At 68.7% G+C, this 18,157-nt stretch carries 14 protein-coding genes and 1 pseudogene; 10 read left to right on the top strand and 5 right to left on the bottom strand.

The features are described from left to right. Window positions 1-5: 5 nt before the first annotated feature. Window positions 6-491: a 2,4'-dihydroxyacetophenone dioxygenase family protein gene (locus tag Bsp3421_RS08905; protein ID WP_273998084.1), complete on the top strand. Its 486-nt coding sequence runs from the start codon at window positions 6-8 to the stop codon at window positions 489-491. A gap of 340 nt (window positions 492-831) precedes the next feature. After that, window positions 832-2,823, top strand: a complete 1,992-nt coding sequence (locus Bsp3421_RS08900; RefSeq protein WP_273998082.1) for a methyl-accepting chemotaxis protein — start codon at window positions 832-834, stop codon at window positions 2,821-2,823. A 68-nt stretch (window positions 2,824-2,891) separates the two neighbouring features. Here the strand turns inward: Bsp3421_RS08900 and Bsp3421_RS08895 are convergent, their stop codons facing one another. The 3 genes from Bsp3421_RS08895 to Bsp3421_RS08885 all read right to left on the bottom strand — a co-directional run bounded on the left by Bsp3421_RS08895 (window position 2,892) and on the right by Bsp3421_RS08885 (window position 4,698). Continuing rightward, window positions 2,892-3,275, bottom strand: a complete 384-nt coding sequence (locus Bsp3421_RS08895; RefSeq protein ID WP_273998081.1) for a copper resistance protein CopC — start codon at window positions 3,273-3,275, stop codon at window positions 2,892-2,894. 12 nt (window positions 3,276-3,287) lie between these two features. After that, entirely contained in the window at window positions 3,288-4,211 is a 924-nt protein-coding gene (locus Bsp3421_RS08890) for a hypothetical protein (protein ID WP_273998080.1), read from the bottom strand. Window positions 4,212-4,311: 100 nt separating this feature from the next. Next, window positions 4,312-4,698 carry a DUF2946 family protein gene (locus tag Bsp3421_RS08885; protein ID WP_273998079.1) on the bottom strand — a complete coding sequence of 129 codons (387 nt, stop codon included), beginning with the start codon at window positions 4,696-4,698 and terminating at the stop codon, window positions 4,312-4,314. 115 nt (window positions 4,699-4,813) lie between these two features. On the opposite strand from Bsp3421_RS08885, the gene Bsp3421_RS08880 reads away from it, so the two are divergent. Further along, window positions 4,814-5,248, top strand: coding sequence for a YqaA family protein (locus Bsp3421_RS08880; protein WP_273998078.1), 435 nt, complete (start codon window positions 4,814-4,816; stop codon window positions 5,246-5,248). Between the two features lie 151 nt (window positions 5,249-5,399). On the opposite strand, the pseudogene Bsp3421_RS08875 reads toward Bsp3421_RS08880, so the two are convergent. Further along, window positions 5,400-7,059: pseudogene (locus tag Bsp3421_RS08875) on the bottom strand (acyl-CoA synthetase). Window positions 7,060-7,537: 478 nt separating this feature from the next. On the opposite strand from Bsp3421_RS08875, the gene Bsp3421_RS08870 reads away from it, so the two are divergent. The 3 genes from Bsp3421_RS08870 to Bsp3421_RS08860 all read left to right on the top strand — a co-directional run bounded on the left by Bsp3421_RS08870 (window position 7,538) and on the right by Bsp3421_RS08860 (window position 10,572). Then, window positions 7,538-8,005, top strand: a complete 468-nt coding sequence (locus Bsp3421_RS08870) for a hypothetical protein (protein WP_273998077.1) — start codon at window positions 7,538-7,540, stop codon at window positions 8,003-8,005. A gap of 189 nt (window positions 8,006-8,194) precedes the next feature. After that, window positions 8,195-9,421 (top strand): ATP-grasp domain-containing protein, encoded by a 1,227-nt coding sequence (locus Bsp3421_RS08865; RefSeq protein ID WP_273998075.1) that lies wholly within the window; start codon window positions 8,195-8,197, stop codon window positions 9,419-9,421. After that, window positions 9,418-10,572: an MFS transporter gene (locus Bsp3421_RS08860; RefSeq protein ID WP_273998074.1), complete on the top strand. Its 1,155-nt coding sequence runs from the start codon at window positions 9,418-9,420 to the stop codon at window positions 10,570-10,572. The genes Bsp3421_RS08865 and Bsp3421_RS08860 overlap by 4 nt, the downstream gene beginning before the upstream one ends. Here Bsp3421_RS08860 and Bsp3421_RS08855 read toward each other — a convergent pair. Next, on the bottom strand, window positions 10,547-11,104 hold the full coding sequence (locus tag Bsp3421_RS08855; RefSeq protein WP_273998073.1) for an NADPH-dependent FMN reductase: 558 nt from the start codon (window positions 11,102-11,104) through the stop codon (window positions 10,547-10,549). The genes Bsp3421_RS08860 and Bsp3421_RS08855 overlap by 26 nt on opposite strands. Window positions 11,105-11,154: 50 nt before the next feature. Here Bsp3421_RS08855 and Bsp3421_RS08850 point away from each other — a divergent pair, with 50 nt between their 5' ends. The 4 genes from Bsp3421_RS08850 to Bsp3421_RS08835 all read left to right on the top strand — a co-directional run bounded on the left by Bsp3421_RS08850 (window position 11,155) and on the right by Bsp3421_RS08835 (window position 18,155). Continuing rightward, window positions 11,155-12,018 carry a Crp/Fnr family transcriptional regulator gene (locus tag Bsp3421_RS08850; protein WP_443111500.1) on the top strand — a complete coding sequence of 288 codons (864 nt, stop codon included), beginning with the start codon at window positions 11,155-11,157 and terminating at the stop codon, window positions 12,016-12,018. 137 nt (window positions 12,019-12,155) lie between these two features. Next, window positions 12,156-15,323 (top strand): efflux RND transporter permease subunit, encoded by a 3,168-nt coding sequence (locus Bsp3421_RS08845; RefSeq protein ID WP_273998072.1) that lies wholly within the window; start codon window positions 12,156-12,158, stop codon window positions 15,321-15,323. 31 nt (window positions 15,324-15,354) lie between these two features. Continuing rightward, window positions 15,355-16,590, top strand: a complete 1,236-nt coding sequence (locus Bsp3421_RS08840) for an efflux RND transporter periplasmic adaptor subunit (protein ID WP_273998071.1) — start codon at window positions 15,355-15,357, stop codon at window positions 16,588-16,590. A gap of 14 nt (window positions 16,591-16,604) precedes the next feature. Continuing rightward, complete coding sequence (locus Bsp3421_RS08835) at window positions 16,605-18,155, top strand: efflux transporter outer membrane subunit (RefSeq protein ID WP_273998324.1); 1,551 nt, start codon at window positions 16,605-16,607, stop codon at window positions 18,153-18,155. Window positions 18,156-18,157: the final 2 nt, after the last annotated feature.

Here is an 18,157-nt window from a genome sequence, read left to right as displayed (position 1 = left end):
CCGCCATGTCCGACGCAACCCCGCCCATCGCCCTGCCGCCCATCTCGTGCCTGCAGGACGACGACCTGCCCTGGCTGCCGATGGCCGAGCACCTGCCGGGGCTCGCGATCAAGTACCTGCACATCGACGCGGCCGGCGACGAGCTGACCGTGCTGCTCCGCATGCCGGTCGGCATGACGCTGCCCCGCCACCGCCACGACGGCCGGGTGTTCGTCCACACCCTCGTGGGCGAATGGCGCTACCGCGAATACGACTGGATCGCGGGGCCCGGCAGCACGGTGCTCGAACCCGCCGGCTCGCATCACACGCCGGAGACCCTGTCGTCGCCGACCGGCCACGTGATCACCTTCAACGTGATGCGCGGCGACCTCGTGCTGTTCGACGACGACGGCCGCGAAGCCGCCCGCGAGAACTGCCGGGTCGCGCTGCTGCGCCAGCGCAGGCACGCGCGCGGCGCGCCCGGCGCGTCGGCGCCGTTCATCACGCGCTGACGCGGCCCCGAGCGCGGCCTCGCCCGGGGGCCGCCTGTTTCGAGCCTTCTCGCCCCCGCTTGGCGGTGGCCGTGGCCATCACCATCGCCGGGCCACTGCCCTGGCCCTGGCCGTCGCCGTCGCCGTCGCCGTCGCGCAACTATGCCGACATTCGCACCACCGACCGTGACCGTTACGAAAACGTCACCTAAAAGTCACACCTCCCCGAACCCAGCGTCCCTTTACCTTACAAAAACTAAAGAATCCTTTCCAATTGCCGTAGACCTCCGATGAGCGAGCGGTGACGCGTGCGTTCCGCCACCCCCTCTCTGCAATACCGCAACACCGGAGTTTTCTTTACATGAACGTGTCTTTCCTCAAGCGCGCGAGCGTGGGCGCACGCCTCGCCGTTTTTTCGTGCGCGCTGGTTGCCCTCTTGTTTGCCGTCTTCACCTGGGCCCTGACCCACATCGCGGGCACCCAGCTCAGTGATCAGGCCCATGCCCGCATCGACGAGAAGGATCGCTCGATCGCCGCGATGATCAGCTTGTTCGACAAGGCGCTGTCCGCCGAGGCGGGCCGCTCGATGAATCTGCTCGCGAGCTTCCTGCCGCCCGACTACGCGCTCGATCCCGCCCAGAAAGTCGAGATCGGCGGTGTCGCGACCCCGGTGCTGAACGCGGGCGGCCGCGCGCTGAACCTCGATTTCTCGATTCCCGACCAGTTCCTGCAGAAGAGCGGCGCGATCGCGACCGTCTTCGCGCGCACCGACGACGATTTCGTGCGGATCACGACCTCGCTGAAAAAGCAGGACGGCAGCCGCGCGATCGGCACGCTGCTCGACCGCAAGGGCCCCGCCTATGGCCCGTTGATGGCCGGTCAGGCTTATACGGGCTTGGCCGCGCTGTTCGGCAAACGTTACATCACGCAGTACCGGCCGATCACCGACGCCGGCGGCCGCATCATCGGCGCGCTGTTCGTGGGCATCGACGTCGGCGCCGAGGTCCGTCTGGTCGAGGCCGGCATCCGCGAACTGAAGATCGGCGACAGCGGCTATTACTTCGTGCTCGACGCCTCGAACGGCCCGACCCGCGGCACGCTGCTCGTCCACCCGGACCGCGCGGGCCAGCGCGCCGACGACGCGATCGCACCCTACGCGCAGATGCTCGCCGCGAAGCAAGGCCAGATCGCCTACCGCTCGGCCGATTCCGCCGCCCACGACGACGGGCCGCGCGCGAAGTTCGTCTCGTTCGTCACGGTGCCCGAGTGGCAGTGGCTGGTCGGCGGCATCGCGATCGACGATGAAATGACGGCCGACACGCGCCGCACCCGCAACCTGTTCCTCGCGATCGGCGGCGCGTTCGTGCTGGCGTTCGCGGCGCTGTTCCTGATGCTGGTCAAACGTCTCGTGAGCCGGCCGCTCGACGAAGCCGCGCGCGCCTCGGAGCGTTTCGCGGCGGGCGACCTCAGCGTCCGGATCGGCGGACGCGGAACCCGGGACGGACGCGCCGACGAGATCGGCCGTCTGGTGCAGGCGGTGGACGGCATCGGCGACGGGCTCGCGCGGATCGTCGCGCAGGTGCGGCGCGGCTCGCACGACATCGCGCACGGCACCGTGACGATCGCGGCCGGCAGCACCGACATGGCCGCGCGCATCGCCACCCAGGCGAGCAGCGTCGAGGAAACCGCGGCGAGCATGGAGCAGATCACGGCCGTCGTGCAGCAGAACGCCGAGCACGCGGCGCAGGCGAACGACCTCGTGTCGGGCGCCTCCGAAGCGGCGCAGCATGGCGGACAGGCGGTGCAGCGCGTGGTCGCGACGATGGGCGACATCCAGCGTTCGTCGCGGCAGATCGCCGACATCACCGGCGTGATCGAGGGCATCGCGTTCCAGACCAACATCCTCGCGCTGAACGCCGCCGTCGAGGCGGCGCGCGCGGGCGAGCACGGACGCGGGTTCGCGGTGGTCGCCGCCGAGGTGCGCGCGCTCGCGCAGCGCAGCGCGGCGGCCGTGAAGGAGATCGAGACGCTGATCGCAGGCTCCTCGTCGACGGTCGAGCACGGTTACCGGATCGCCGAGGAAGCGAGCGCGACGATGCAGGGCATCGTCGAGCGGGTCGAGCAGGTGCGGACCATCATCGGCGAAATCAGCGCCGCGTCGCGCGAGCAGTCGACCGGCATCGAGCAGGTGAACCTCGCCGTCACGCAGATCGGCGCGGCGACCCAGCAGAACGCCGCGCTGATCGAGGACGCCGAGCATGCGGCGACCGAGCTGCGCGACCAGGCGGCGCAACTCACGCAGGCCGTGAGCGTGTTCAAGCTCGGCCACGGGGACGACGCGCACGCGGCTTGATGCGCGATCGCGGGCTCGGCGCGCGCCGGCCCGCCGCCATGAGACGGCGGGCGCGCCGCCCCCTCACTTCACTTCACGGTGAACGTGTAGTGCCCCTGCGTGCGGTGCCCGTCCACCGCGACCGCCACCCACGCGACCGCGTACACGCCCGGAGCGAGACCGCCGACCGCCAGCGACAGGTGCTTGCGATCCGCCGGATCGACCACGGCCTTGGCGGCGGTCACCGGCTTGCCGGCCGCGTCGGTCACCGCGATCGAGCTGAATGCGGGTTCAAGCGCGTCGTCGAACTCGATCGCCACCTGCGCGGGCGCGGCCACGCTCGCGCCCGCGCCCGGCGTCTGGTGAACCGGATACGCATGCGCGCAGGCCCACTGCGCGCCCGTCGCGAGCAGCAGCGCGGCGGCGCCGCGCGCGATGCGCGCGCCGATGTCGAGATGTCTCCCTGACCTCATGATCGCGTCTCCTCAGTGAATCAACGGTTGACCCAGCGAATGCGGCAGCACGTCGTCGAAATAGACGTGGGCCTGCAACAGGATGCCCGGATGCGAGCCCGATGCCCGGTTCAGCGGGATCTGCGCCTCGATGCCGAACTGGCCGTAGCGGTTCATCCACATCAGCCCGGGGTTGATCGTGCCCGTCGTCGCCGTGCCCGAGCAGCCGCTGCCGGTGCAGGTGTTCATCGGGAACTCGATCACCGGGATCAGGTTCGCGAACGGCTGCGGCAGGCCCAGGTCCTTCACCTGCGACTGCAGGTACGGGATGCTGTACTGGAGCGTGAGGCCCCAGTCGAGCGAGTTCGGCGCGCTGCGCGCGGTGGTCAGGTTCGGGCCGATCTCGCCCGTGAGCGCGAGCGGCCGCAGATAGGCCAGCGACGCGGGCAGATCACCGAAACCCTTGCCGAAATAGACGGTCGGCGTGATCGTCGAGTAGGCGTTCGCGATCGACTTCGCGCCGCTGCCGCCGAGCGCCGCGAGCACGCCCGCCGACAACATGAATTCGTGCGGCGCGTTGCGGTACACGAGGTACTTGAGGCCGACCGTCAGATTGTCCCAGCCGCGCGCCGAACCGCCGTCCGGCGCGTTCTGTCCGACATAGGAACCCGCGACGCTGAAACCGAGGTCCGAGGTGATCAGCTTGTCCCACTCATAGGACACGGTGTTCACGTTCATGTCGCCGCCGCCGTCGGCAGGGCTCTTGATGTGGCCGTATTGCAGGTCGAATTCGTCGCCGACGCCCGGGTCGTCGACGGCCATCGTGGCGGGAAACACGCGGTCGCCCACCACCGCGTGGGCGGCGGCCGTCATCGGGGCCGCGAAGCCCGCGGCCGCGCCGGCCGCCAGCAGGCAGGCGCGCGCGGGCGCCGCATAACGCTTGAAAAGTTCTTGCATGAGGGTACTGCTCCTGTGTCGTGCGCTGGGATCGCGCCGCCGCGTGCGGGCGACGGCGCGCCGCGTCGCCGTGCGCGAACGCGGATGCCGGAAGGCGATCTCAGGCCGGTTCGGGCGGCGCGCGCGCGTGGGCGCGGCTGAACAGCGGCGCGAGCCGGACGGCGCTCGCCGCCGGCAGCACCAGGAACCCGCTCGCCGCAACCGCGCCGATGGGTGCGCGCGCCACGCCGGGCAGCACCGGCGCGTGGGCGAACAGGCCGCAATACGGACACGCTTCCCAATGCGACGCCGCCGCGTGGCCGGCGTGCGCATGGCTTTCGACGGCGCGCTCGATCGGCGAGGCGGAACAGTAGGTATCGAGGATCCGGTGGAGGCGGCCATGCTGCGCGAGCAGCTGCGACACCGTCGGCGCCAGCGCGATCAGCAGGATCGCGAGCAGGCCGAGCCAGCTGCCTGGCTTTCGAAACGGTAAACGCGCGTGCGTCACGATGGCCCGGGACCGGATGGGAGGGGGTGCTGATTATGACACGCGGCCGGGAAGCGCCGGCCCCGCCGGACAAGGCGCGGCGAGACCCCATGTCACCGCCCGTTACAATCGCCCGATGTCCACGTTCCTCACCCTCGGCGGCCTGTTCGCCGCGTCGCTGCTCGCCGCGACCCTGTTCCCGCTGCAATCCGAAGCGCTGCTGGCCGGCCTGCTGATCGCCGGCAAGCAAGCTCCGTGGCTGCTGATCGCCGTCGCGAGCGCCGGCAACATCGCCGGCTCGGCGCTCAACTGGGTGCTCGGCCGCTTCATCGAACACTTCCGCACGCGCCGCTGGTTTCCGGTCAAGCCCGCCGCGCTCGAACGCGCCGAACGCTGGTATCGCCGCTACGGGCGCTGGTCGCTGCTGCTCAGCTGCTGGGCGCCCGTGATCGGCGATCCGCTGACCGTGATCGCCGGCGTGCTGCGCGAGCCGTTGCCGACGTTCCTGGCGATCGTCGCGTGCGCGAAGATCGCGCGGTATCTCGTGGTGGCGTGGCTGATCCTGCCTTGACGACGCGCGCGCCGCACCCGGCCCGCTTCGTACGCGACAAGCCGCGCGGCCGCCGCGCCCGGCGCATCGCGCGGGCAACGCCGCCCGCGTCGCGATCGACCCGCACGCCATGCCGATGCCGCCCCGCGCCGCCGCAGGCCGGCACGATGCCTCACCCCTGCTTTCCGTCGCCCGCCAGATCGATCGCCTGCCCCGAGCCCACCTGCGTGCGCAGCTGGAACTTCTGGATCTTCCCGGTCGCGGTCTTCGGCAGCTCGCCGAAGCGCACCGCCTTCGGCAGCTTGTAGCTCGCGAGCAGCGTGCGGCAATGCGCGATGATCTCCGCCTCGGTCGCCTCCATCCCCTCGCGCAGTTCGACGAACGCGCACGGCACCTCGCCCCACTTCGGATCCGGCAGCGCAACCACCGCCGCGATTGCAACGGCCGGGTGCCGGTACAGCGCATCCTCGACCTCGATGCTCGAAATGTTCTCGCCGCCCGAGATGATGATGTCCTTGCGGCGATCCTTTGATGCGGATATAGCCGTCCGGCGCGAGCACGCCGAGATCGCCGGTATGGAACCAGCCGCCGTGGAACGCCTCCTCGGTCGCGCGCGGATTCTTCAGGTAGCCCTTCATGCACATGTTGCCGCGAAACATGATCTCGCCGAGCGTCTCGCCGTCGGCCGGCACCGGCGCGAGCGTATCCGGGTCGAGCACGGTCGCGCCCGCCTGCAGGTGGTAACGCACGCCCTGCCGCGCGTTCAGGCGCGCGACCTCGTCGTCGCCGAGCGCGTCCCACTCCGCCTGCTTCGCGCAGACCGAGGCGGGCCCGTAGGTCTCGGTGAGCCCGTAAACGTGGGTCAGCACGAAACCGATCTCCTTCATCTTCGCGATCACGGCGGGCGCGGGCGCCGCGCCCGCGACCTGCGCATGCACCGCGTGCGTGATGCCCGCCCGCCACGCGGCCGGCGCGTTGGCGATCGCGCTCTGCACGATCGGCGCGCCGCTGTAGTGGGTCACGCCCTCCGCGCGGATCAGTTCGAACACGCGTTGCGCCTCGAAGCGGCGCAGGCACACGTTGACGCCCGCGCGCGCGGCCACCGCCCACGGAAAGCACCAGCCGTTGCAGTGGAACATCGGCAAGGTCCACAGATACACCGGGTGCTTCGGCATGTCCCATTCGAGGATGTTGCTGAGCGCGGCCAGATACGCGCCGCGATGGTGGTAGACCACGCCCTTCGGGTCGCCCGTCGTGCCGGACGTGTAGTTGAGCGCGATCGCGTCCCACTCGTCGGCGGGCGGCGTCCACGCGTAGTCCGGGTCGCCCGTCGCGACGAACGCCTCGTAGTCGAGCGCCGCGTCGAAGCGGTCCGGGTCGGCGGGCTGCGCGTCGGCGACGCTGACGATCACGAGCCCGGGCAGTTCCTGTGCGGCGCGCTGCGCGAGTTCGCCGTACTCGGTGTCGACGATCAGCAGCTTCGCCTCGCCGTGCCGGAGCATGAACAGCATCGATGCGACGTCGAGCCGCGTGTTCAGCGCGTTGAGCACCGCGCCCGCCATCGGCACGCCGAAATGCGCCTCGACCATCGCGGGGATGTTGGGCAGCAGCGCGGCGACCGTGTCGCCCGGGCCGACGCCCGCGCTGCGCAGCGCGCTCGCCAGGCGGCGGGTGCGCGCGTAGGTGTCGCGCCAGTTGCGCCGCACGTCGCCGTGGACGACCGCGAGTCGGTCGCCGTAGATCTCGGCGGCGCGCGCGATGAAATCGATCGGCGTGAGCGGAACGTAGTTCGCGTCGCGCCGGCCCAGCCCTTCCTCGAATCGCTGCGTCATGTGTGTCTCCTGCGAGGCAGGCGGCCTCGATTTTTCAATGATTGGTATGGGTGTGAGCGGGCCCGGGCCCGATAGCCCGCGAGTGTAGCGACCCGATCGGCCGGCCGTCTGTCATCGGAACGACAAACCCGGCCACGGTGGACGTCATCCCGCTTGCCGCCCGCCCGACCCGGAACCGACGAACTGAGACACCTCGGTCCGTTTCCTCCGACAAGATCGCGCTCCGCCTGCACGCTCGTGGAAAACCCGGAAATCCCGGTGCGCGGATAACCGTGGATTCATCTTATTTTCGAACCAATACCAAAGACAAGTGAAGTTTTCCTGGCTACGATCGCACCAGCCAAAATCGCGGTCTTCTTTCTATATATCGGTCCACGCAAGCGAATATCTTTCAGCCACGCACTAACCTCACGCTCCTTCGTTTCGCGCATTCTCAAATACCTTATCCACGACGGAGCGCTCATATTGGGAGCGGAAATTGGACCTGGGAAAAATGCCTCGATGGAATGAAATAAGTCGACTCATTTCGTGTCTGCGGGAGCGGATCATTATTGATTGCGGGCACCTCCCTATCCGCGGGTGCGACCAGGGGTTCTCATTTGGCGAAGTCGCCGGGCCCAGCGCCTCAACGCTGGAGACGCTGGAACTCGGCATCGCGATCAGCCGCCGGCTGACCGCCGAGGGTCGAAAAGCGATTCTGAGCATTTGCCTCTCCGACACATCGCGCCTGCTCGGGGACGGAAGCAAAAGGGAAGCATTGGCCGCAGCCGTTTCGCAGCGGAGTTGGTCCGCTGTTTTACCGCCGGAATATCTACATCGGCTCACGCCCATCGAACTCGATCAGGTTTCCGTCACGCTCCAGACAAGGAATAGCAATCGGTTTTCAGCGGCCTTGAAGAAACTGAAGGCCAGGGCGCTCCGTGCATCGACGCCTGAAGCGTTCTAATGCGGATTCCTCCCTCACGGCTCAACAGCACGATCCGGATCTCGTTTTCTTCGGCCACAACGCTCCACGAGGTCGACAACCTGGCCGCGCACATCATCCAGATAGGCCATGCATCCGGCTGCGCCTAAGTACCGAACGTCCCGAATACCTGCCCATGACAAGCACCACCCCGTCGAACCGAGAACACTGATGGAAATCCTCGTCATCGAACCGTGCTACTTCGGCATCGGTTACCTCGAAGCAGCGCGGCACATGCACTTGGCGTGCTGGGTCGTGACCAGCGACGCATCGCTCCCGGACCAGCATCGGTATCGCCGGCACGTGGACGGCGTGCTGGTGTGCCCAGTGAACGACGAGCATGCCATCTGGCGCACGCTCGGCGATGCCGGCCGATTGTCGTCAATCTCGGCCGTGGTCGCGGGAAACCAATTCGTCACGACCACGGCCGCGAAACTGGCGTCCTTGCTTGGCCTACGCGGAGTCGCTCCGCTCGCGGCTGAGAGAGGCGTGCACAAAGACCTCGCCAGATTCGCCTATAGAGCGGCGGGCGCACCTTCGCTCGATTACGCGCTCGTCGAGACGATCGGCGAGGCGCAGGCCGCCGCGCGCCGCATCGGCTATCCGTTGGTGATCAAGCCTACAAGCTCCGCTTCCAGCAGAGGCGTCGCGCTGTTGAGCGACGATGACGCCCTGCAACAAGCCTGGCTCCACCTCGAGCAAACGGACTTCGGCATGTTCGGCCTCGTCCGTCGCAAGACATATCTGCTGGAGGCGTTCGCGGACGGCCCTGAATTCAGCGTCGAACTGGCGATGGTCGACGGCGCGGTCCGGTTTGCCGGCGTGACGGAGAAATGGGTGACGCCGCCCCCCTTCTTCGTCGAACTGGGGCATGTTTTCCCGGCGCGGGTGTCCGAGCCGCAACGGCAAGCGCTCATCGCCGCGGCCCGATCCGCGGCGCAGGCACTCGACCTGCACGACGGGGTATTCCACATCGAACTGAAGTGGACCTCGACCGGGCCTCGCATCATCGAGACGAATCCGCGACCCGGCGGGGATCACATCACGACGGACCTGATACCGCTCGCAACCGGCGTCAACCTCTTCCAGCTTCACCTCAACGCCCTGCTCGGCAACGGCGATGCGGCGCCGGCCCATCACGGCCACGCCGCAGCGATAGGTTTCGTCGTCGCCCCGGGCGACGGCATTCTGAAAAGCGTGGATGGCTGGGAAGACATGACGCGACGAGACTATGTCGTCCGGTCCGGGCTCGAAAAGCGGCCCGGAGATCGAATCCGCCCCCCTGAAAACTCCGGCGATCGAATTGGTTTCGTCATCGTGAAGGGCGATACCGCCGAGCAAGCTGCGGCACGCATACAATCCATCCTCCGTGAACTCGTGGTCAGGACCGTGCAATGAACCGGCCGCTCTGGACGCTGCTCGTCTTTCACGGACTGGACAAGCTCCTGTTCTTCGCGATCACGCCGAACAAACCTCTGTCCGCGTGGCAAGCAGGCTGGCTAAGCGATGCCGGCCTTGCCCTCTTCTTCGTCATCCAGATCTTTCTTTACCGTCTGTTCCCCTTACTGGGCGGCTTTCTCGCCGACCGCTACCCAGGCCGCCTCGTGATCGCCTTCGGTTCGGCCGTGCAGGCGCTCGGATTGACGGCGCTCTGTCAGGCCGATACGCCGCTCACGCTGTTTGCGGCGGGCGGCATCGCCGGAATCGGCGGCGGAATACTGAATCCCGCCGTGTATTCGATCCTGAGTCAGGTCTCGGGCAAGCAGGGCGGCCGGGCTTTTTCCACGCACTATCTCCTGATCAACGTGGGCGCCATGGCCGGCCCGCTCCTGCTGTGGCCGAGTCTCGGCAGCACCAGCCTGTGGCTGTTGCTTCCGCTGAGCATCGCGGTGGCAGGCGTCCTCGCCATACCCGTCGCGCAGCAACGGACTCCGGGCCAACCCGGATCGACATCCTGGTTCGCGCCGTTGCGGGATCCTTTTTTCATCAAGGTATTTGCGCTCTTTTCCGCGATCTGGGCGTGCTACACCATGATCTTTTCCAGCGCGCCGCTGATCGCCGCGGAATTGGGATTGCGCCCGCGGGGCAACATCTGGCTCGGGTTGAATTCAGCGACGGTCCTGTTCGCCTATCTATGGACGATGCGCCGGCCGGCAAGCGCAGGAATCGCCTGGCGCAGCGTGTCGATCGGGCTCGGCTTGACAACGGCGGGCGTCCTTGCGGTAGGGGTTTCACCCAATGACCTGGCGGTCGGGGCGGGCGTCGTCGTCCTCAGCATCGGCGAATTCATGTCGATCCCCGTGCTCTACCACCTGGTTTCCGAGCACGCCCCGGCACAGGCGCGGAGCCGCTACTTCGGCTTCATCTGGGTAGCCGGGGCAATCGGAGAAGCCGGCGCTCAGGCCTTGCTGTGGATATGCCCTCAGCCGCGCCTCGTTTGCATACTGGCCGCGGCGACGCTCGGGGCAGCGATGCTCCTGATGCGTGCGGTGCGGGCCCGCACCATCGAGATCAATACGCGCCTCACGGCATCGCAGGCGGCGTCCTGACGCCCGGTTCGCGGATTTCAGCCGCCAACGCCGCCAGAAACCCCGCCATCCGCGCCTCGTGCTCCGGCAGGCGCAATATCGCCGCAGCCTCCTGCGGCGACTTCCCGATCAGCGGTATCCGCACGAACACGTGCTCCAGGAACCGATCGCTGACCGTCGACAGCACGAGCCTCAGCGAAGTCAGCATAGCGTCGCCCCGATGGGATGCATGCGCGAGCGCAATGGGCTTCCCGACGACCTCGAACCGGGCAACCATCCAGTCGATCGCATTCTTGAGGCCGCCTGGGATGGCCCGGACATACTCCGGGCTCGCGATGACGATGCCGTCGGCCGCCGATACCCGTTCAAGGAACGCGGTCACGGCGGCGGGCGTCCGCTCGCCCTGCGCATCGGGCGAAAAAACCGGCAAGGTGTCGAGTCGATGAAAAACCGACACCGTCATGCCCGCCAGCGCGCACGCGCGCATCGCCGCCAGCAGGGTGGTATTGGTCGATGCCTCGCGCGTGCTGCCTGAGATAGCCAGGATCTTCATGCAGGTCTGGGGTATATCCCGGTCGAGAAGGTGTCAGGTGGCGGCATTCCATTCGTCGGAGCATTGCCGTCCGCATTATACGAACCACCGGGTCTGCCACGCCCGCAGGCGGCATTCGTCACGGCCCCGCTTCCGATCTTCGATATGATGCCCCTACCCGCCGCTCCGCGCGGCTCCCCCGTGCCCGCCTACGCCACGCCATGTCCGATCTCCGCGCGGATGCGCCCCCCACCGACGCCCTGCCCGCGCTGTTCGCCCGCTGCGGCTGGTTCACTCCCCTCGCCCCCGAGCACCAGGCCCTCGTCCTCGCCGACGCGCACGCCGAGCACCACGACGCCGGCGACTGTATCGCGCGCCGCCAGGCCCCCTCCGACTACTGGATCGGCGTGCACGAGGGGCTCGTCAAGCTCGCGATCCACAACGTCGCGGGGCGCGGCTGCACCTTCTCCGGCGTGCCGTCGGGCGGCTGGTTCGGCGAAGGCAGCGTGATCAAGCGCGAACTGCGCAAGTACGACGTGATCGCGATGCAGCGCTCGCTGGTGCTTTACGTACCGACCGCCACCTTCCACGCGCTGCTCGACACGAGCCTGCCGTTCACCGGCTTCGTGATTCGTCAGTTGAACAACCGCATGGGCGAGTTCATCGCCTCGATCCAGAACAGCCGCCTGCTCGACGTCGAGGCGCGCGTCGCGCAATCGCTCTCCCAGCTGTTCAACCCGGCGCTGTATCCGGACACCGGCCCGTCGCTCGCGATCTCGCAGGAGGAACTGGGCATGCTGGCCGGCGTGTCCCGCCAGCGGGTCAACCAGGCGCTGCGCCATCTCGAGCAGTGCGGCATCCTGCGGATCGCCTATAACCAGATTACGGTGGTCGATCTGGCGCGGCTCGCCGCGTTCGGCATGGAGCAGATCTGACGCGCAGGGGCGCGCCGTCCGAACCTGACAATTCCGCCATTTTGGCGTCAGCCTTCGGTCCGGACCTGTTCTTTATCATGCGTATCCATTCACCGTAACGCGCCGCCCGCTCCCTCCCACCGCTCCTGCCGTTTCCCATGTGGATTGTCGACCTCGCGCTCCGGCGCCCGTACACGTTCATCGTGATGGCCATCATGATTCTGCTGGCCACCCCGCTCGCGCTGATGCGCACGCCGACCGACGTGCTGCCGTCGGTCGACATCCCGGTCATCAGCGTGATCTGGAATTACAACGGCTTGTCCGCGCAGGAGATGGCGAACCGCATCACGTCGGTGCATGAACGCACGCTGACCACCACGGTCAGCAACATCCAGCATCTGGAATCGCAGACGCTGCCCGGCATCGCCATCGTCAAGGTGTTCCTGCAGCCCGGCGCGAACACCCAGACCGCGATCGCGCAGACGGTGTCGTCCGCGCAGGCGATCGTGCGGCAGATGCCGCAAGGCGCGACCCCGCCGCTCATCATCAGCTACTCGGCGTCGAGCATTCCGGTGATCCAGCTCGGCCTGTCGAGCCATTCGATGTCGGAGCAGGCCCTCGCCGACGTCGCGATGAACTTCCTGCGGCCGCAGCTGATCACGATCCCCGGCGCGCAGGTGCCCTATCCGTACGGCGGCCGGACCCGCGTGATCGCGGTCGACCTCGACACCCAGGCGCTCACCGCGAAGGGGCTCACGCCCGCCGACATCGTCAGCGCGGTCAACGTGCAGAACCTGGTGCTGCCGACCGGCACCGCGAAGATCGGCCAGACCGAATACCAGGTCGGCACCAACGCCTCCCCCGACACCGTCGCCGAACTGAACCGGATCCCGGTGCAGACCGCGAACGGCGCGACCATCTATCTCGGGGATGTCGCGCACGTGCGCGACGGCTTCTCGCCGCAGACCAACATCGTGCGCAAGGACGGCCAGCGCGGCGTGCTCGTGTCGGTGCTGAAGAATGGCGACGCCTCGACGCTGCAGGTCGTCAACACGCTGAAATCGCTGCTGCCGGCGATCGAGCCGACCCTGCCCGAGGATCTCAAGATCACGCCGCTGTTCGATCAGTCGGTGTTCGTCGACGCGGCGATCCAGGGCGTGATCCACGAGGCGCTGATCGCCGCGCTGCTGACCGCGATGATGATCCTGCTGTTCCTGGGCAACTGGCGCAGCACGCTGATCATCGCGATCTCGATCCCGCTGTCGATCTTCACCTCGCTGCTGGCGCTGTCGGCGCTCGGCCAGACCATCAACATCATGACGCTCGGCGGGCTCGCGCTCGCGGTCGGGATCCTGGTCGACGACGCCACCGTGACGATCGAGAACATCGAGCGCCACCTGCATCTCGGCACCGGCCTGCGCGAGGCGATCCTCGAAGGCGCGGGCGAGATCGCGGTGCCGGCCTTCGTGTCGACGCTCTGCATCTGCATCGTGTTCGTGCCGATGTTCTTCCTCACGGGCGTCGCCCGCTACCTGTTCGTGCCGCTCGCCGAGGCGGTGGTGTTCGCGATGCTCGCGTCCTACGTGCTGTCGCGCACGCTGGTGCCGACCCTCGCGCTGCTGCTGTTCCGCGGGCACGCCGCGCCCGATCCGCACGCGAAGCCATCGCGCCTCGCGCGCCTGTACCACGGCTTCGACCACGCGTTCGAGCGGCTGCGCGCGTCGTACATCGTGCTGCTGAGCGTGCTGCTGGTGCGCCGGCGCGTCTACGCGACGGCCTTCCTCGGCTTCTGCGTGCTGTCGACGGGCCTCGTGTTCGCGCTCGGCCGGGATTTCTTCCCGAGCGTCGACGCCGGCAACATCCGCCTGCACATGCGCGCGCCGACCGGCTACCGGATCGAGGAAACCGCGCGGCTCGCCGATCAGGTCGAGCAGGTGGTGCGCGAGGTGGTGCCCGCGGGCGAGCTGGGCACGATCGTCGACAACCTCGGCCTGCCCGTCAGCGGCATCAACCTGTCGTACAGCAACTCGGGCACCATCGGCTCGCTCGACGGCGAGATCATGATCGCGCTGAAGCCCGGCCACCGGCCCGCGCAACGCTATGTCGAGCAGCTGCGCGCGCTCCTGCCCGCACGCTTCCCCGGCATCGAGTTCTTCTTCCAGCCGTCCGACATCGTCACGCAGATCCTGAACTTCGGGCAGCCAGCGGCGATCGACGTGCAGGTCCAGGGCGACGACCTCGCGGCCAACACCGCGATCGCCAGCCGGCTGATGAAGCAGATCCGCGCGATTCCCGGCGCGGTCGACGCGCACGTCCTGCAACGCAACGACACGCCACTCCTGACCGCCGACATGGATCGCACGCGCATGCAGCAGCTCAACCTGTCCGCGCAGAACGTCGCGCAGAACATGCTGATCTCGCTGTCGGGCAGCACGCAGACCACGCCCGCGTTCTGGGTCAGCCCGAAGACCGGCGTACAGTACCCGCTGACGATCCAGACGCCGCAATACCAGGTCGCGTCGGTCGGCGACCTGCTCGCGACGCCGGTGTCGGCCAGCACCCGCGCGGGCGCGCCGTACCAGTTGCTCGCGAACCTGGTGTCGATCCGCCAGGGCGTCACGCCGGCGATCCTGAGCCACTACAACATCCGGCCCGTGATCGATCTGTACGTGAGCGTCGAGGGCCGCGACCTCGGCTCGGTCGCGGGCGACATCGGCAAGCTGGTCGACCGCGCGCGCGACACGCTGCCGCGCGGCGCGAGCATCGTGATGCGCGGCCAGGTCGAGACCATGCGCACCTCGTACCTCGGCCTCGGCGCGGGGGTCGCGATGGCGATCGTGCTCGTCTACCTGCTGATCGTCGTGAACTTCCAGTCGTGGCTCGATCCGCTCATCATCATCAGCGCGATGCCCGCCGCGCTCGCCGGGATTGCCTGGATGCTGTTCATCACGGGCACCCACCTGAGCGTGCCCGCGCTGACCGGCGCGATCATGACGGTCGGGGTCGCGACCGCCAACAGCATCCTGGTGGTGGCGTTCGCGCGGCAGCGGCTCGACGCCGGCGCGCCGCCGCTGACGGCCGCGCTGGAGGCCGGCGCGACGCGCATCCGGCCCGTGCTGATGACCGCGCTCGCCATGATCATCGGCATGGTGCCGATGGCGCTCGGGCTCGGCGAAGGCGCCGAGCAGAACGCGCCGCTCGGCCGCGCGGTGATCGGCGGCCTGTTGTTCGCGACCGTCTCGACGCTGCTGTTCGTGCCGCTCGTGTTTGCCGGGGTCCATCAGCGTCTGGCGAAGCGCCGGGCGCGGCTGACCGCTTCATCCTGACCGACTGAATTCGCATTGACTGGTTGATTCCATGGAAGAGAAACATCACAGCACCGTCGGCCTCCACGTCGACGAATCCGGCCTCGATCTCCCCGCCCGCGCGCAGGTGTGGACCCGCGCGCGCTTCGCGCTGCTCGTGATCGGGCTGCTGCTCGCCGCGCTCGCGCTGCGCACCGTGATCGCCGACCTGATGAACGGCAACCGGCTCGACGCGCTGACCGCGCAGAACGCCCGCCAGTACGTGAACGTCGTGCAGCCGAGCACCGCGACGGGCGACGCCCACGTGGCGCTGCCCGGCACGCTGCGCGGCTACGTCGAGGCGCCGATCTACGCGCGCGCGAGCGGCTACGTGCAGCGCTGGGAGACCGACATCGGCGCGCGGGTCCGCCAGGGCCAGCTGCTCGCCGTGCTCGATACGCCCGAACTCGACCAGGAGCTGGCGCAGGCAAGCGCGCAGCGCCAGCAGGTCGCGTCGACGCTCGCGCTCGCGAAGACCTCGTTCGACCGCGCGCAGCAGCTGCGCCAGCGCGATGCGGTGTCGCAGCAGGAACTCGACGATCGCCAGGGCGCGTACAACCAGGGCGTCGCGAACCTCGCGGCCGCCGATGCGAACGTGCGACGCCTGACCGAGCTGAAGGGGTTCCAGCGCATCGTCGCGCCGATCGACGGCGTGGTCACGCAGCGCAACATCGATGTCGGCGACCTCGTCAACGCGGGCAACGGCGGTACCGGCCGTGCGCTGTTCACGGTGGTGCAGGCGGACCGGCTGCGGCTCTACGTGCAGGTGCCGCAGACCTACGCGCAGCAGATCAAGCCCGGCCAGCACGTGTCGGTCACGCAGTCCGAGCTTCCCGGCCAGCAGTTCGACGGCACCATCACGCACACCGCGCAGGCGATCGACGTCGCAAGCCGCACGCTGCAGGTCGAGATCACGCTGCCGAATCCGGACGGCCGCCTGCTGCCCGGCGCATATGTGAAGGCGACGCTGCCGATGGCGCCCGTCGGCACGCTGACGATTCCCGCCAACACGCTGCTGTTCCGCGCCGAAGGCCCGAACGTCGCGGTGGTCGGGGCGAACGGCCAGATCCGGCTGCATCCGGTCACGATCGCCCGCACGCTCGGCCAGACGCTCGAAATCGACAGCGGCATCGGCGCGAGCGACCGGCTCGTGCTGAATCCGAGCGATTCGCTCGCCAACGGCGACGAGGTGACCGTCGCGCAAACCGCCAGGCCGGCGCGCGCCGCCAGCGCGGGAGCGCGTTCGTGAGCGCGTACCGCGACATGGCCGGCAAGGCCGCGCCCGGCCGCGCCACGGCCCGCCTGATCCGGCCCGGCCCGCTGCGGCTCGCGGCGGCCGCGGCGCTGCTCGCGCTCGCCGGCTGCACGGTCGGCCCCGACTACCATCGGCCCGACGTCGCCGCGCCGGCTGCATGGCGGCTCGATCCCGCCGACGCCTACTGGCGCCCGGCCGCGCCCGCGCGCGCTTCGCTCGCGCCGGACTGGTGGCAGACATTCGGCGACCCGCGCCTCGATGCGCTCGAAACCGAGGCGCTCGCGCACAACCAGAGCGTGCAGGTGATCGCGGCGCGCTACGACCAGGCGCGGGCGACGCTGGCCTCGGCCGCCGCCGCGCAATGGCCGAGCGTCGGCCTGACGGCGGGCGCGAGCCGCGCGCGGATCTCGTCGGATCGGCCGCTCACCAATTACGCGACGCAAAACACCTCGACGGTGCAGAACGACGTGCAGGCCGGCGCGCGGGTCAGCTACGAGCCCGACCTGTTCGGGCGGATCCGGCGCACCGTCGAGGCCGCGCGGGCCGGCGCCGAGCAGGCCGGCGACGATCTCGCGAACGCCCGCCTCGTGATGACCGCGAGCGTCGCGACCACCTACCTCGCGCTGCGCTCCAGCGACGCCGAGATCGACGTGCTGAACCGCTCGGTCGCGCTGCAACAGAAAGCGCTCGATTTCGTGACGGCGCAGCACGACCTCGGCGCGGTGTCCGGCCTGAACCTGCTGCAACAGCAGGCGCAACTCGACGCGACCCGCACCGAGGCCCAGTTGCTGCTGAATCAGCGCGCCCAGTACGAACATGCGCTGGCGACGCTGGTCGGCACGCCCGCGCCGTCGTTCTCGATCGCGCCGGCCGTGCAGGTGCTGCCCGCCCCGCCGCTGCCGGCCGGCCTGCCGAGCGACCTGTTGCAGCGGCGGCCCGACGTCGCGTCGGCCGAGCGCGCGATGGCGGCCGCCAACGCGCAGATCGGCGTCGCGCGCGCGGCCTATTTCCCGCGCATCACGCTCGCGCCGGACCTCGGCTGGGACGCGACCCGCTTCGCGAGCCTGTTCACGGTGCCGAGCCTGCTATGGTCGGTGGGCGCCTCGATCAGCCAGCCGCTGTTCGAGGGCGGCCGGCTGGCGGCCGGCGTCGACTTCGCCAAGGCCGGCTACACCGCTGCGCAGGCCAACTACCGGCAAACCGTGCTGACTGCGTTCGAGGAGGTGCAAAATGCGGTCACGGGCCTGTCGGTGCTCGACGAGGCCAACCGCCGCGCGCAGGCCGCCGCCGACGATGCGCGCCGGCTCGTCGGCCTCGCGCAGGATCGCTACGCGGGCGGGCTCGCCGCGTACATCGACGTGATCAGCGCGCAACAGCAGCTGTTGACGAGCGAGCGCCAGCAGGTGCAGATTCGCGGCCAGCGCGCCGCGCTCGTGGTGTATCTGGCGAAGGCGCTCGGCGGCGGCTGGAGCGCGGCGGAGGTGGATGCGGCAGGCGGCCCTGCGGCAGGCGGCCCCGCCGCCAGCAGCACCGTCACGACGCCCGCGCCGGCCTCGTGACG

The sequence above is a fragment of the Burkholderia sp. FERM BP-3421 genome (assembly GCF_028657905.1).
GTDB lineage: Bacteria > Pseudomonadota > Gammaproteobacteria > Burkholderiales > Burkholderiaceae > Burkholderia.
This window is presented reverse-complemented; position numbering and strand designations above follow the sequence as displayed.